Raw genomic sequence first — 14,023 nt, forward strand, 5'->3', positions numbered from 1 at the left:
TCGGCATGAGGCACTCTGGAACGGTGATCAGAGCCCAGGGCCTCACCCGGACCTTCCGGCGTGGCAAGGACGTCATCGAGGCGGTCAGTGCGATCGACGTCGACGTCCGAGGAGGTGAGCTCGTCGCGTTCCTGGGACCCAACGGCGCGGGGAAGTCCACCACCCTGCGGATGCTCACCACACTGCTGCGCCCCACCGCGGGCACCGCGAACGTGGCCGGCTATGACGTCGTCGACGAGCCCGCCCAGGTCCGGGCCCGGATCGGCTACATCGGTCAGGGCACCGGTGGCGGCTACTCGTACCGGGTCCTCGACGAGCTCCACAACCAGGGCCGCTTCTACCACCTCCCGACGTCCGAATACCGGGCCCGTGCGGCCGACCTGATGGAGTCCCTGGAGCTGACGGGATTGGCGAAGCGCAAGGTGCAATCGCTGTCCGGGGGCCAGCGACGCCGGCTGGATGTCGCCCTCGGACTGATGAACCGCCCTCCGCTCCTCTTCCTCGACGAACCGACGACCGGCCTCGACCCGCAGTCGCGGGCCAACCTGTGGCACCACATCGTCACGATGCGGGAGCACTACGGGATGACGCTGGTGCTGACCACCCACTACCTCGACGAGGCCGACAACGTCGCCGAGCGCGTGGTGATCATCGACCACGGCCGGATCGTCGCGGACGCCTCGCCGGCCACCCTCAAGCGCGACCACGCCGACGACCTGATCACGCTGCAGGTCGCGACCGGCGACGGCACGATCGTCCGCGAGGCGCTCCTCGGATTCCCCGGCGAGATCACGGTGGACCCTGGCGCCGACCCGGCCGGCCAGGTCCGCGCCAGGATCTCCACCATCCACGGTGACCGGGTGCTGCCCGCCGCCATCGAGCGTCTCCGGGACCACGGCCTCGCGGTCCAGGCGGCGGACCTGAAGAAAGCGACCCTCGACGACGTCTTCCTCAACCTCACCGGGCGCAGCCTGCGCGAGGAGGCCCGGGCATGAACGAGGGGACCGTGCAGAAGTTCATTGGCGACACCACCGCGGTGTTCGTCCGCGAGATCATGCTCTTCCTTCGCGACCCCTTCTCGCTGGTGTTCTCCCTGCTGCAACCCCTGATCTTCCTGGCCCTCTTCGGACCGCTGCTGAGTGGCGCCGTCGGCGGGATGGGTGGGCCGGTGGCCCTCGGCACCAGCCCGCTGCAGTGGTTCGTGCCGGGGGTGATCGTGATGATCAGCCTCTTCGGGACGTCGATGACGGGATCCAACCTGCTCTACGAGCTGATGACCGGATCGTACGAGCGGGTGCTCGCCACCCCGCTGGACCGCTCGGCGATCCTCGTCGGCCGGGCCCTCAAGGAGTTCGCGCCGCTCTTCGTCCAGGGCCTGATCATCGCGATCGCCTGCGTCCCGTTCGGCTTCCGCCTCCATCCGTTGCACCTGCTGGCGGGCCTGATCCTGCTGGGCGTCTTCGGCGTCGGCATCGGTGCCCTGTCGTACGCGCTGGGGCTGGCCAGCAAGGGACGCGAATGGGTCTTCTGGGGCGTCCAGCAGACGCTGTTGTTCCCGTTGCTGATCCTGTCCGGGATGATGCTGCCGCTGGAGGCCGGGCCCGCGTGGATGCAGGTCGCCTCCCGGTTCAGTCCCCTGACGTACATCGTGGAGGCCGAACGCGCGCTGGCCAGCGGCACCTTCGCCAGCGGCGCCGTCCTGTGGGGCGTCGTCGCCGCGGCGCTGACGGCGGCGGTCGGTCTGGCCGTCGGCATCCGCAAGACCCGGACGACGATCTAGCCGCGCCCAACCGCGAAAGAATCACCGCCGCGAGGGAGGACCACGAAGGAGGACCATGGTGTCCATGCAGACCCTGTACGAGGCCGCAGGCGGCGCGGAAGGAATCCGACGACTGGCCGACGCCTGGCACCTGCGGGTGATGGCGGACGAGGTCGTCAGCCACGCCTTCAGACACGGATTCCATCCAGAGCACACCGAACGGCTTGCCGCCTACTGGTCTGAGGCCCTCGGCGGCCCGACCACCTACACCGATCTCTACGGCGACGAGACCACTGTGGTCCGCCTCCACAGCGGAAACGGGGACCACGAGGAGATGGACCAGCGCGCGATCGCGTGCTTCGACCAGGCGCTGGCGGACACAGGCATCACGGACGCGCCACTCGCGAGGGCGCTGCACGACTACTTCGCCTGGGCGACGACCACCTCGATGGCCGCCTATCCGGTGTCCCCTGATGAAGTGCCCGAAGGATTGACGATCCCCCGCTGGTCCTGGGAGGGACTTCTCCCCTGAAGGTCCCACCCTCGCAGTCCCCCACTCCCTTCACTGGAACGACAGTAGGGGCGGGCGCAGACGGCCCAGTCGGAACCGATCTCAGTCTTCGCCGATCTGGACCTTGATGAAAAGGTCCGTACCGTTCTGATGCGGCCAGCGTGGGTAATCGTGGTAGTGAAGATGCTGGAGCACGACGCCGGGACTGACCCCGATCTTCATCGCGAAGACCTTCACATCATGCTTGGATTTCAGCTGATTCAGCTCCGGTCGGTAGCGCGCTGGAACAAGCGCGTCCTCTGCGAAGCGGTTGGCCTCTTCCTCACGGACATCGACGGCCTCCACCCCGTCCCGCTGTTCCACGAAACCCTCGTTGGCGTGAAGCAGGACGTGACCCAACTCGTGGAAGAGAGTGAACCAGAGGGCGCCATCGTTCTTGCCGCGAGCACTCAGGACCAGGATCGGCTGTCCGCCACTCCAGTAGGTCGCGCCATAGGCCCGGCACCCCTTCACTTCGGCCAGGGGAATAACGTGTACGCCAACGCCCGCCAAAGCCCTGATCCACGCGCCAGGATCGCTCTGCAGTTCCCGAGAAAGGCTGCGCAGGCTGGGCAGCAGCTCTTGGAGCCCGTCGCGGTCAAACGGGGTATTCAACGGCTCATGCAAGCGATGAAGCTCGGCTGTCCGAAGCCACGTGCTCACGCTGGCCTCGTTGACCTGAATGGCAGCGGACTGCCGGAAGGCCAAGGCGAAGTGGTTCCGCGGCGCGAGCAGCGCGTCCGGGTCGGCAACCTGGAAATACGCCATGAGCTGGAGGATGAGTTGACCCGGCTTCCGACGGTTCCCCTTGATTACCTCGCGCTCACGCAGGTACGTAAGGCTGGGACCGAACAGATCCAGGATGTCGCTCCGTAGGGCGTACTTCTCCTCCAGGCCAAGCCGTGCAAGCTCACTCCGATACGTCGCCTCGAGGGCCAGCCACCGTTCGGCCGGCACCCCGGTGACCAACTCCAGCTTGGTCGCGAACTCCGTGCTCACGGGCGCCCCAGAGATCACCGTGCTGATGTGCTTGCGAGATACGCCAGTCCGACGTGCCAGCTCGGCCTGCGTCATCTCATGATCCTCGAGCCACTCCTCGACGTACTCACCCGTCGGCACGGCGAGGTCCGGCTCAACCTCGTAGTAGTCCACTGATTCATCCATGTCATTCACCCCCTAGTGCTCGTATGCGTGGCCGATCTCCTTGATCAGCCAGTACGGTTCGCCGTCGTTCATCAGTTCCACGATGATCCGGAAGTCACCACTCACCCTTCCAGCCAGACAGCCCGGCCAGTCGTGGAGCACTGGGTGCCAGTTCCCAGGTCCAGCCCTAAGCTCCGCCTCCGACGAGCAGGACTTCAACTCGTTGATCCGGAGCAGAAGGCGTCTCGCAGCTTGAGCACCGAGCTGCTTGGTCCGTGCCGCATCGTCATTGGCAAGGCGCTCAAGGCGCTTGTCGACAGCCCTCACTCTTACCACCATCGGGCTGCCTTGTTACCCGATAGGTAACATTGTGCCACCTTCCACTCGGTGTCACTCGGCGTAGGCGCTGACGGTTGCCCGGAGTGCGTCGACGTGGTTGTAGATCTCTTCGACTCGATCGATCGGGATGCGGGTCTCGTTCTTCTCGCCGTCGAACAGGCCGAGGTACTTCTGCTTGCGATTGAAGTGCAGGCGGCAGATCGGCTTGCGGTTGTTGTCGTCGAGCAGGACCCCGAAGTACGACTTCGTGTCGCGGTGGGCGATCCGGTCGATAGGGACTTGGGCGGCGACGATAGCTCGGACGATGTTGTAGGCCTCGATCTCCTCAAGGGTCGTCTCGATCCCCCGGTCCACGTCGGCTTCATCCTCGGTGTCGTCGAGCGTCGTCGTGGTGTCCGGGACGGGAACGGCCGCGCCAATGGCAGGCCCTTGGCCTTGGAGGGCGGACTTGAGCCGCTCGTTCACCCGGTCGTTGATGTATTGCGTCGCGGCCTTCCGGGTGATCCCGAGGAAGAACTCGCGCATCTTCGCGGTCAGCGACCCTTCGTAGACCCGTGTGGCGAACAGGCGCATGAAGTCCTCGTCGGGGTCGGCAAACTCGCGAGCGATCTCGGCCTTCAATGCCGAGACGTACTTCAGCTCCTCTGCCGCAATGAGGACGGACTCCAGGTCGAACGTGGACTTGGTGAGCTTCTTCAGCTCAGGCAGCGTGTACGGGTCGACGTCGAAGAGGTTGAGCCGGAGGAACGGCTTCTCGTCCATGATGTTCGACTTGTCGAGGTCGGTGTAGAAGTTCCAGTACTGCCCGTTGGTGAGGACCCCGATGCGAGCGTTCGACACGTGGAAGTAGCGGACCAGCTGCCCGGCGTTCTCCAGGGTCAGCGGCGTGCCGATCTGCTTCGCCTCGATGAGCATCTGGACCACGCCATCGCGCATGATCGCGTAGTCGATCTTCTCGCCCTTCTTGATCCCGATGTCACAGATGAACTCGGGCACAACCTCGGCCGGGTTGAACACGTCATAGCCAAGCACGCGACTGATGAACGGCATGACGACCGCGTTCTTCGTCGCTTCCTCGGTCTGCAGTGTGTCCCGGTACTCCGAGACCTTCGACGCCAGATCGCTCAGTGCATCCTCGAACGCCACGATGCGTCCCCCTTGTGTTGTACTCAGCCCGGACAGTCCGGCCTGCCCTGGTCTCTTCTCCGGCCTCATCCTGCCCCTGATGGGGCCGTTGCTCCTGCGCCTTGGGCGGGCGGCGCGGGCCTGGTGACCGGACGTCACCTCGTACGGAGGATCATCGTCATTGTCTGGATCCTCGTCCGCTGGCTGGCGCTGTCCGGTCACGTTGGTGCTGGTGGGGCGGAGTCTCCGCTCCGACCACTTCCCTGCCGCGTGTCTCGCGTGAGGAGTTGCTGGACGAAGGTCACCGACCCGTTGTCGTGTCGGCGCCGTGTCGTACGCTCATCGAGCATTGCCCCGCCGCCCGGGGGATCGAAGGCATAGGCTCTTCTGATCGGAACTTCGTGATGGAGGGCTGTCCATGCCGGAGACCCAGGAGACGCATCTGCGTCAGGGACGCCAGACGGTCAAGCTCGGCCTGATCAAGGCGGCACACGACCTGTTCCCCGAGGAGCGGCTGAAGACCTCGTACTCGATCCTGGAAAGCATCTTCTGCCATCTCGTCGACTCGGACCTGTCCACCCGGGAGGTGGCCCGGATCGACGAACTGCTGCGGGCCTGGGTGGCGCGGGACGAACCGATCCCCCTCGTCGGGCGTGAGGGTGGCTTCTACGTGTACGACGTCGACGGCCTCGTGGTGCACACCCTTTACCCGCCCTCACCCGCCCTTCGGCGGTCGAGCCGTTCACCCTGGTCCCGTTCTCGCACGGCTTCATCGTCGACTTCGGCGACATCGACAAGGGCGCCGACGCCCCGCTGATCCCGCCCGTCAAGCTGGAGGCGGCCTACGCCGAACGGCGCAGATGGCTCACCCTGGTCGGCATCGAAGTGGTGGCCGACGTCAACGCCTTCATCCGGTCCGGACGGCACCTGGAGCTGATCGGGATCGCCGAGGCCCTGCACGAGAAGAAGATCTCTCTCATCGCCGATTCGATCCTCACCCAGCAGCGGGCGCTGCGCGCCCTGCTCATCGCGGGCCCTTCCTCGTCGGGCAAGACGTCATTCCTGAGCCGGCTCAACACCCAACTGTTCGTCAACGGCTTCCGGCCGGTCGGGCTGTCGCTGGACAACTACTACCTCGACCACGACCGGACCCCGGTGGACGCCGATGGCCTGCCCGACTTCGATGTCCCGCAGGCCTTCGACCTGCCGCTGCTGCGTGACCACATCCGCCGACTCGTCGACGGTGAGCCCGTCGACGTCCCGGAGTTCGACTTCGTGACGGGGCGCCGCACCGACCACCGTACGACGCTCCAGGTCGGGCCGAACGAGATCCTCGTCATCGAGGGCATCCACGCGCTCAACCCGGCCCTCGTCGGCAGGATCGACCGCAATCGGCTGTACAAGATCCACGTCAGTGCGCTGGGCGGTCTGAACGTCGACCTGGTCAATCGGGTGCCCACCTCCGAGATCCGGCTGATCCGCCGGATCGTACGCGACGACCGGGACCGCGGGACCCCGGCCGAACAGACCCTCGAGCGATGGGCCAGCGTGCGCCGCGGGGAGTATCGCAACATCTTCCGCTTCCAGGAGGATGCCGACGTGATGTTCAACTCGAGCATGGTCTACGAGCTGAACGCCCTGCGTCGCCCGGCCGAGGCGGTGCTGCAGCGGATCGGAGACGACAGCCGGGTGCGGGACGCTCGCGACCGCCTGCTCAACCTGCTCACGTTCTTCGACCCGATCGACAGCTCGAAGGTGCCGTTCAACTCGCTGCTGCGGGAGTTCATCGGCGGCAGCATCTACTTCGACCCGTGACCCTGCCGGGACCGACCCTCAGCGGTGCCGCCCGGCGATGTCGCGGCCGATGAGGTCCTTCATCACCTCGGTGGTGCCGGCGTAGAGGGTCTGCACCCTGCTGTCCCGGAAAGCCCGGGCGATGGGGTATTCCTCCATGAAGCCGTAGCCGCCGAAGAGCTGCAGCAGTCGCGACACCGCGGCGACGGCATGCTCACCGGCCCACCACTTGGCCTTGGCCGCCTCGACAGGGGACAGCACCCCTCGTTGAGCCGTTCCACACACCGCTCGAGGTAGCAGCGCGTCACGTCCAGATCCGTCTCGATCTCGGCGAGGGTGAACCTGGTGTTCTGGAAGTCGCCGATCCGCTGCCCGAAGGCGCGGCGGGCGAACACGTGCTCCTCGGTCCAGCGCAGCGCTCCGGTCGCCTCGGCCCAGCTGATCGCTGCCTGCGCCAGCCGCTGACGGGGCAGCAGGCCGCGCAGGTGGGTGCGGCCCTCCCCCACTCCTCCCAGGACGTTGTCGCCCGCGACCCGACAGTCGGTGAAGAAGACCTCGACGGTGTCGGCTGCGTGCAGGCCGAGCTTGTCGAGATGGCGGCCACGCTCGATCCCCGGGGAGTCGCCGTCCACCGCGAAAAGGGTGAGGCTCTGCCCGCCGTCGGTGCTGGCGGCCACCACCAGGACCTCCGCCGCGGCGCCGTTGGAGACGAAGGCCTTCTGTCCGTTGAGCACCCAACTGTCGCCGTCGGCCACCGCCCGCGTCCGGATGGACCCCAGGTCGGAGCCCGCCCCCGGCTCGGTCAGCGCGGTCGCACCCACCGCCTCCCCCGCGGCCATGCTCGGCAGCCATCGCCGCCTCAGGTCCTCCGAGCCGAGCGACATGATCGCCGGCAGGGTCAGGTCGTCGTGGGCGGCGAACGCCGTGTTGAGCGACGCGGCACCGGCGACGCCCAACTCCTCGATCACCACCAGGCGGAACCGCCAATCGCGCAGCCCCATCCCGCCGTACTCGGGGTCCACCTCCAGGCCCAGCAGTCCTCGTTGCGCCGCCGTCCGCCACATAGCCGGGTCGACGCGCCCGTCGGCCTCCCACTGCGCGTAGTGCGGGCGCACCTCATGGTCGACGACATCGCGCACCAGGTCGCGGTAGTCGTCCTGTTCGGGTTCGAAGAAGGGCATGAGACGAGGCCTCCGGGGGAACGGGCTAGCGGGTGACGCGGCCGGTGAGCCCGGCCAGACTGCGGAGAATGACCGGGCGTGCCGCCGCGACGGCCGCGGCGCTCACGAGGAGGACGCCCACCAGCACGTAGACCCCGGCCAGCGACTCGCCGTCGCGGGCGGCGAACATGTGGTCAAGGGCGCGGACGACACCGGTCGAGGCCACCAGCGTGACGTGGATGACCACGAAGAGGACGAACAGCACCATCACCGCGGCGTGCAGCGCTCTGGTGCGTTCGACCGTGAACCAGCGGTCGAGCTTCGGCCGGGGCGGCCACCACAGTGACATCCGCAGTCCGGTGAGGGCCGCGACCGGCGCCAGCACGAAGACGACGCCGCCGTAGGCCAACTGCTGCAGGGCGTTGTAGACCAGCCAGCCGTTCGGCTCCGGCCAATGTCCCGACAGGTACTGCAGGGCGACCGACAGCGCGTTTGGGACGACGTCCACAGTCGTCGGGACCAGCCGGACCCACCGACCGCTGAGGATCAGCAGGACGACGAACACCAGGCCCGTGAGCAGCCACACCAGGTCGAGCGCGACGTGGAACCACTGCTCGACGGTGACCCGCTCCCCCTTGCGGCGGCCGGTACGCGGGGTCCAGTGCCCGCAGGGACGACCACCGCGGCGCAGCACCAGACCCGAACGGATGATCTGCACGAGGAGGAACAGGTTCGCCGCGTGCAGGACCGCCACCCAGGCGGGCGTCCCCCGGTACGACGATCCGGCGGCGACGCCCGGGTAGCGTCGCACGAAGGCCGCCACCGCCGGCCAGGTCCAGACCCATCGTGCCGCCACCACCGCGAGGACGAGCGCCCCGAGGCCGACACCGACCGCTGCGAGGATCCGGACCCGGGCGGCGCGCCGCGTCCCGGCAACGGTCGTGCCGATCATCGCAGGGCCTCCCGGCGGGCGCGGATCTCGTCGATCAGGGCCGGGACCACAGTGTGCACGTCGCCGACCACCCCGAAGTCGGCGACCTCGAAGATGGGGGCCGTCGGGTCGAGATCGACCGCCACCACCGTCCGCGACCCGGACATCCCCGCCTGGTGCTGCATCGCGCCGGAGATCCCCAGCGCCACGTACAGGTCCGGGGTGACGGTCACCCCGGACTGACCCACCTGCAGGGCGCGGGTCGCGTAGCCGGCGTCCACCGCGGCCCGGGACGCCGCGACGGCGCCGCCCAGCTCGTCCGCCAGTCGCCCGGCGAGCGCGAACCCGTCGACGGACCCCATCCCCCGCCCGCCCGCGACGACCACGGGGGCCGAGCGCAGGTCCGGACGCGAGGCGACGGGGGCGGTCGGCGCGACCAGCCGCACCTCCTCGATCAGACGTGGATCGGGATCGATCTCCACCCGTACGACGCGGGGGCGCGCAGCGGGCAGTACCTCGCCCAGCGAGCCCGGGCGCAGCGTGATCACGGCCGGACCGGACACGACGCCCGCGACGACCCTCCAGGCACCGCCGAGGACGGACTGGGTGGTGGTGAGAGCGTCGCCGCCGGCGATGTGGACCACATCGGTGAGCAGGCCGCCGCTCAGATCCAGGGCGACCCGGGCGGCGACCTCACGTCCGCACCGGGTGTGCGGGAGGATGACGGCCGCGGGCGTGGCGAGGGCCGCGGCCGCCAGGATCGTGGCGGCGGCGGGGACCGCGGTCCCGGGCCTGGCCAGCGGGTGGGTGGCGAGGACCACGTCGGTGGCCCCCGCCTCTGCCAGGCGGGCCAGGAGGGGATCCGGGTCGCCGTCGGTGGCGACGACGGCGACCGGCTCTCCCACCCGGGCGGCGCCCGCCAGGACCTCGGCGGCGTCCGCGGTCACCCGACCGCAGGCGTCGAGCTCGATGAAAGCCAATGCTGTTGGCACGTTCTCCCCTCAGATGAGTCGACGATCGGCCAGGAAGGTCGCCAGGCGCGCGGCCGCGGTGCCGTCATCGGTCACCTTCACGCCGGCGGCCCGTCGGCGGCGACGCTCGAAGGAGAGGACGACGGTCCTCGGATCCGGGCCGCCGATGCCCAGGTCCGCCGCATCGGTCGTGGTGAGTCGCTTCCGTCTGGCTCCGAGCACGCCGCGCAGCGTCGGCGGGCGGCCCTCGGGCAGTTGGTCGGTGATGGTGATGACCGCCGGCAGGAGGACCCGCAGGGAGACGGTCCCGAGGTCGGTCAGCCGGGTTCCGGTGACCTCCCCCTCCCCCAGGTCCACCGACGCGAGGTCGGACAGGACAGGCCACCCCAACAGGTGCGCGACCAGCGCGGGGACCACCCCACCGGCCCCGTCGCTCGACGCCCGGCCCGCCACGACAAGGTCCGGCTCCTCGCGGCGCACCGCTGCGGCCAGCACCCTGGCCGTGCGGATCTGGTCGGCGCCGGCCCACTGCTCGTCACAGAGGTGGACACCCCGATCGGCCCCCATTGCGAGGGCGGATCGTACGGCGTCCCGGGCACCGCTCGGACCCATCGCCATCGCCACGACCTCCCCGGAGCGGGTGGCCTCGCGATGACCGAGCACCAGTTCCAGCGCGCGCTCGCCGATCTCGTCGAGGACCTGCTTACCGCCCGTGCGCAGCATCCTGCCGCCGGGATCGAGATCGCGGGAGTCGTCGCTGTCGGGCACCTGCTTGATCAGGACGACGCTACGCATGGTTGCGGCTCCTTCCGGGACGACGTCGTCAGCTGCCGCAGCAGGGCGGGAACCACGGCGTGCAGGTCGCCGACGACGGTGATGTCGGCGCCGGACACCACGGGGGCCCGTACGTCGCTGTTGACGGCGACGATGAGGCCGGCGTCGCGGACACCGATCATGTGCTGGATCTCCCCCGAGATCCCGAGCATCAGGTAGAGCCTCGGGGCGATCCGGCGCCCGGAGACCCCCAGGTAGCGGTCGCGCGGCAACCAGCCGAGGTCTTCGGCGACCGGGCGGCTGCAGGCGACCTGGGCTCCGAGCGCCTCGGCGAGGCGTTCGACGTCGGTGAGGAAGGCCGGGTCGCCCAGTCCGCGCCCGACGCCGATCACGCGGTCGGCGCTGGCCAGGTCCCGTTCGATCCGGTCGGGTGGGGCGTTGACGGAACAGCTGATCGCCAGCGGGGTGGCCTCGACGCGGTGGACCTCGACCGGCCCGTGCACGTCGGCCGGCCCGTGCACCTCGCCCAGAACGTCGTCCGTCTCGGCCGACCGTGGGGTGCTTCCCTCCACCACGAGGCAGGCCGGTCCCGCCGCTTCGTCATGCTCGACGGCGATCCCGCCGTACACCAACCGCGTCGCCACGACACCCTCGCGGGTGGCGCTGACGTCGACCACCGGCGCCAGCAGGGGCGCCCGCAGGCGGGCCGCCACGGCGCCCAGGACGGTGCGGGAGGTCGGACCGTTGCCGGCCAGTGTGACGCGGGCCCCCTCGGTGGCGAGCAGGTCGGCCACGGCGATCGACCAGGCCTCGGCGGGGATCTCGGGTGTGGTGGGGAACCACTCGACCCGGTCGGCGGTGCGGGCCACCCGACGGGCCAGGTCCGATGTCCCGACCACGACGGCCGAGACGACGCCGCCGAGTCGGCGGGCCGCTTCCAGCAGTGACTCGGGGGCGCAGTCCTCGGCCACGACGAGCCAGGCATCGATCCTCACAGCATCCCCCTCGTCGCCAGCTCGGCGATCAGTTCGGTGGCCGCCTGGTCGGCGTCGGCGGCGGGGATCACCCGTCCCAGGCGGTGCCCGGTCTCGACATGGGCGCGACCGCGGACGACCACGGGGGCGATCGGCGGCACGGCCAGAGCCTCGGCGGTGACCGTACGGGACGGGCGGCGCGACGCGGCCAGGATGTCCGCCAGCCCCATCTGGCGGGGCGTACGCGACGCGACCGAGACGGACAGGACGGCGGGGCCGTCGACGCGGTAGCGGCGGGAGGTCCCGTGGGCCTCGCTGACGACCCACAGGCCGGCATCGTCGAACCCGGCGTCCAGCACGTCGACGAGCACCGGCCAGCCCAGGGACCCGGCCAGGCACGGCCCGAACATCCGGGTCCCGGTGTCGGAGGCGGCGCTGCCGATCACCACCACCCGGACGTCCCCGAGGTCGCGGACCGCCGCGGCCAGGGCGGTGGCCGCCTGCGTGGTTCCCGGCGCCTGGGGCATCCGTACGATCAGCGCCTCGTCCAGTCCGCGGGCCAGCCCCGCACCCGCGGCCTGGGGTGCCGCGGTGAGGTCGTCCCCGACCGTGATCCCGACGAGGCGATCCCCGCTCGCCTCCGCGAGCTCCTGGGCGAAGGCGATCGCGACCCTCTCGCTGTCCCCGACGACGCGGTGTGCGCCCGGCCAGCTGACGGTGCCGTCCGCTGCCACCGTCGCTTCCTTCGGCGGGGCCACCCAGAGGTAGCCGACGACGACGGTCATCGAGCCTCCCCCTGACAGTCCTCGGGAAGGGGCCCCTCCTGGGCGATCAGGGCGGCGATCTGGGCCCGCAGGACGGCCTTGCGGACCTTGCCGCTGGGCGTCATCGGGAGCGCCTCGACACACTCCACCCGTTCGGGGGTCTTGAAGCGCGCCACCTCCATCATCCGGAAGAAGGCTCGGACGCTCTGCAGGCTGGGCGCGTGCGCGTCGGGCTGCACCACGATGAACGCGCAGCAGGACTCCCCGAGCCTCGGATGGGGCATGGCGACGACCGCGACGTCGCGGACCGCCGGGTGCTGGAGCAGGAGCTCCTCGACCTCGCGGGCCGAGATGTTCTCCCCGCCTCTCAGGATGGTGTCCTTGATCCGCCCGGTGACGCGGATGTACCCGTCGGTGTCCATCACGGCGAGGTCACCGGAGTAGTACCACCCGTCGGCGTCCAGCGCGAGGGCCGTACGGTCCGGATCAGCCAGGTAGCCGGCGAACACGGCGGGACCACGGGAGGCCTCCTCGCCCTCGACCCCGGGCGGCAGGGTCCGGTGGGTCACCGGGTCCACGATGCGGATCCGGGTCCCGGGGACGGCGCGCCCGTCAGTGTGGATGACCCGTTCGACCGGATCGCCGGGGCGCGTCATGGTGTGGGGGGCACTCTCCGTCGAGCCGTAGACGGAGTGGACGCGGACGCCGAGCTCGAGCGCTCGTTCGACCAGGCAGGAGGGCACCGGCGCGCCACCGCAGCAGATCCGGGCCAGACCCGGGTGGAACCCGTCGCCCTGCCGCGCGGCCGCGAGGATCTCGTCGACGATCGTGGTGGATCCCATCGTGCAGGTGGCCCGCTCGGCGTTGATCAGCCGCAGGGCATCGGCGCCGCAGAACCGGTCCTGCAGGATGACGCTCCCGCCGACCATGATCGGCATCACCAGGCCGTGCAGGTAGCCGGTGGCATGGGCGAGGGGCGCCGGCATGAACATCCGCTCACCGCGGCACAGGCCGAGGGCCTCCACGAAGCCCCGTTCACTCGCCAGCACGTTGTTGTGGGTCAGCATCACGCCCTTGGGCCACGCCTCACTCCCCGAGGTGAAGAGCACGGCGGCCACGTCGCTGCCGCCGCCGGGTGTGCAGGCCGTCTCCGGCAGCGGCTCACCGCTCATCGCCTGGTCCAGCGTCCCGTACGCGTCGTCCTCCCGCGCGTCCGCGCCCACGGTCAGGATCGTCCGCAGCCACGGTGAGCTCGCCTGGAGGCGCCGCAGGTCCTCCCAGTGGTCGATGGACCGGAACCGGCCCACTATGACGAGCGCCTTCGCGCGGCTCAGCTCCAGCAGGTACCGCAGTTCGTGGAAGCCGTACTGCTGGAGGGTCGGATTCGCCACCGCCCCGAGTTTCAGGCACGCGACGATCACGGCGACGTACTCGGCCCAGTTCGGCAGCACGACCGACACGACGTCGCCACGGCCGACACCGGCCGACCTGAGCGCACCCGCCAATCGCGCGGCCCGGTCGTCGACCTGTCGGTAGGTCGCCCGGTTGCCCCGGCAGTCCACGACCACCTCGTCGTCGGGGCAGGTCGCCAGATCGGCACGCCACAGGTCATACAGGCCGGCGTCGCTCCACAGCGAGGCGGCGCGGTACTCGGCGTCGAGGGCGGGACTGATCATGGGGACGATGATGCTCCCGGCTGTGGGATGGTCCCCAGGAGGGGTGGTGGCGGGGGTGCTGCA

13 protein-coding genes and 1 pseudogene are annotated in these 14,023 nt (G+C 69.5%); 5 read left to right on the top strand and 9 right to left on the bottom strand.

Annotated elements, in window-relative coordinates; translation table 11 throughout:
* The first annotated feature begins 23 nt into the window (after positions 1-23).
* Genes Rai3103_RS00475 through Rai3103_RS00485 form a run of 3 tightly spaced genes read left to right on the top strand, consistent with a single transcriptional unit; the run spans position 24 to position 2,291 of the window.
* Entirely contained in the window at positions 24-995 is a 972-nt protein-coding gene (locus Rai3103_RS00475; RefSeq protein ID WP_228489042.1) for an ATP-binding cassette domain-containing protein, read from the top strand.
* Positions 992-1,780, top strand: coding sequence for an ABC transporter permease (locus tag Rai3103_RS00480; protein WP_153570922.1), 789 nt, complete (start codon positions 992-994; stop codon positions 1,778-1,780). The genes Rai3103_RS00475 and Rai3103_RS00480 overlap by 4 nt, the downstream gene beginning before the upstream one ends.
* Positions 1,781-1,835: 55 nt before the next feature.
* The gene (locus tag Rai3103_RS00485; protein ID WP_228489043.1) at positions 1,836-2,291 is read left to right on the top strand and encodes a group II truncated hemoglobin; all 456 of its coding nucleotides are present in this window, start codon (positions 1,836-1,838) and stop codon (positions 2,289-2,291) included.
* Between the two features lie 81 nt (positions 2,292-2,372).
* On the opposite strand, the gene Rai3103_RS00490 is transcribed toward Rai3103_RS00485, so the two are convergent.
* Together Rai3103_RS00490 and Rai3103_RS00500 are read right to left on the bottom strand one after the other, a co-directional pair.
* On the bottom strand, positions 2,373-3,461 hold the full coding sequence (locus Rai3103_RS00490) for an ImmA/IrrE family metallo-endopeptidase (RefSeq protein ID WP_194793206.1): 1,089 nt from the start codon (positions 3,459-3,461) through the stop codon (positions 2,373-2,375).
* A 381-nt stretch (positions 3,462-3,842) separates the two neighbouring features.
* The gene (locus tag Rai3103_RS00500; RefSeq protein ID WP_153570925.1) at positions 3,843-4,937 is read right to left on the bottom strand and encodes a type I restriction enzyme HsdR N-terminal domain-containing protein; all 1,095 of its coding nucleotides are present in this window, start codon (positions 4,935-4,937) and stop codon (positions 3,843-3,845) included.
* Between the two features lie 397 nt (positions 4,938-5,334).
* Between Rai3103_RS00500 and Rai3103_RS17205 the strand changes: the two genes are divergently transcribed.
* Both Rai3103_RS17205 and Rai3103_RS00505 read left to right on the top strand, forming a co-directional pair.
* Positions 5,335-5,733, top strand: coding sequence for a hypothetical protein (locus tag Rai3103_RS17205; protein ID WP_228489044.1), 399 nt, complete (start codon positions 5,335-5,337; stop codon positions 5,731-5,733).
* 71 nt (positions 5,734-5,804) lie between these two features.
* Complete coding sequence (locus Rai3103_RS00505; RefSeq protein ID WP_228489045.1) at positions 5,805-6,731, top strand: uridine kinase family protein; 927 nt, start codon at positions 5,805-5,807, stop codon at positions 6,729-6,731.
* A gap of 18 nt (positions 6,732-6,749) precedes the next feature.
* On the opposite strand, the pseudogene Rai3103_RS00510 reads toward Rai3103_RS00505, so the two are convergent.
* The 7 genes and pseudogenes from Rai3103_RS00510 to Rai3103_RS00540 form a co-directional block, all read right to left on the bottom strand.
* Positions 6,750-7,891 (bottom strand): annotated as a pseudogene (locus tag Rai3103_RS00510) (acyl-CoA dehydrogenase family protein).
* A 25-nt stretch (positions 7,892-7,916) separates the two neighbouring features.
* The gene (locus tag Rai3103_RS00515) at positions 7,917-8,822 is read right to left on the bottom strand and encodes a cytochrome b/b6 domain-containing protein (protein ID WP_153570926.1); all 906 of its coding nucleotides are present in this window, start codon (positions 8,820-8,822) and stop codon (positions 7,917-7,919) included.
* On the bottom strand, positions 8,819-9,793 hold the full coding sequence (locus Rai3103_RS00520; RefSeq protein ID WP_228489046.1) for an electron transfer flavoprotein subunit alpha/FixB family protein: 975 nt from the start codon (positions 9,791-9,793) through the stop codon (positions 8,819-8,821). The genes Rai3103_RS00515 and Rai3103_RS00520 overlap by 4 nt, the downstream gene beginning before the upstream one ends.
* A 9-nt stretch (positions 9,794-9,802) precedes the next feature.
* The gene (locus Rai3103_RS00525) at positions 9,803-10,567 is read right to left on the bottom strand and encodes an electron transfer flavoprotein subunit beta/FixA family protein (protein ID WP_153570927.1); all 765 of its coding nucleotides are present in this window, start codon (positions 10,565-10,567) and stop codon (positions 9,803-9,805) included.
* A complete protein-coding gene (locus Rai3103_RS00530; protein WP_153570928.1) occupies positions 10,549-11,541 on the bottom strand; it encodes an electron transfer flavoprotein subunit alpha/FixB family protein in 993 nt (330 codons plus the stop codon). Before Rai3103_RS00530 ends, Rai3103_RS00525 begins: the two co-directional genes overlap by 19 nt.
* Entirely contained in the window at positions 11,538-12,305 is a 768-nt protein-coding gene (locus tag Rai3103_RS00535) for a hypothetical protein (RefSeq protein ID WP_153570929.1), read from the bottom strand. The genes Rai3103_RS00530 and Rai3103_RS00535 overlap by 4 nt, the downstream gene beginning before the upstream one ends.
* Positions 12,302-13,960: an AMP-binding protein gene (locus tag Rai3103_RS00540; protein WP_194793207.1), complete on the bottom strand. Its 1,659-nt coding sequence runs from the start codon at positions 13,958-13,960 to the stop codon at positions 12,302-12,304. The genes Rai3103_RS00535 and Rai3103_RS00540 overlap by 4 nt, the downstream gene beginning before the upstream one ends.
* Between the last annotated feature and the right edge of the window lie 63 nt (positions 13,961-14,023).

Source organism: Raineyella fluvialis (genome assembly GCF_009646095.1).
GTDB classification, from domain to species: Bacteria; Actinomycetota; Actinomycetes; order Propionibacteriales; family Propionibacteriaceae; genus Raineyella; species Raineyella fluvialis.

Coding starts and splice junctions, on each gene's coding strand:
- Rai3103_RS00480 (WP_153570922.1), top strand. CDS start 992: ATGAACGAGGGGACCGTGCAGAAGTTCATTGGCGACACCACCGCGGTG.
- Rai3103_RS00485 (WP_228489043.1), top strand. CDS start 1,836: ATGGTGTCCATGCAGACCCTGTACGAGGCCGCAGGCGGCGCGGAAGGA.
- Rai3103_RS17205 (WP_228489044.1), top strand. CDS start 5,335: ATGCCGGAGACCCAGGAGACGCATCTGCGTCAGGGACGCCAGACGGTC.
- Rai3103_RS00515 (WP_153570926.1), bottom strand. CDS start 8,822: ATGATCGGCACGACCGTTGCCGGGACGCGGCGCGCCGCCCGGGTCCGG.
- Rai3103_RS00525 (WP_153570927.1), bottom strand. CDS start 10,567: ATGCGTAGCGTCGTCCTGATCAAGCAGGTGCCCGACAGCGACGACTCC.
- Rai3103_RS00535 (WP_153570929.1), bottom strand. CDS start 12,305: ATGACCGTCGTCGTCGGCTACCTCTGGGTGGCCCCGCCGAAGGAAGCG.
- Rai3103_RS00540 (WP_194793207.1), bottom strand. CDS start 13,960: ATGATCAGTCCCGCCCTCGACGCCGAGTACCGCGCCGCCTCGCTGTGG.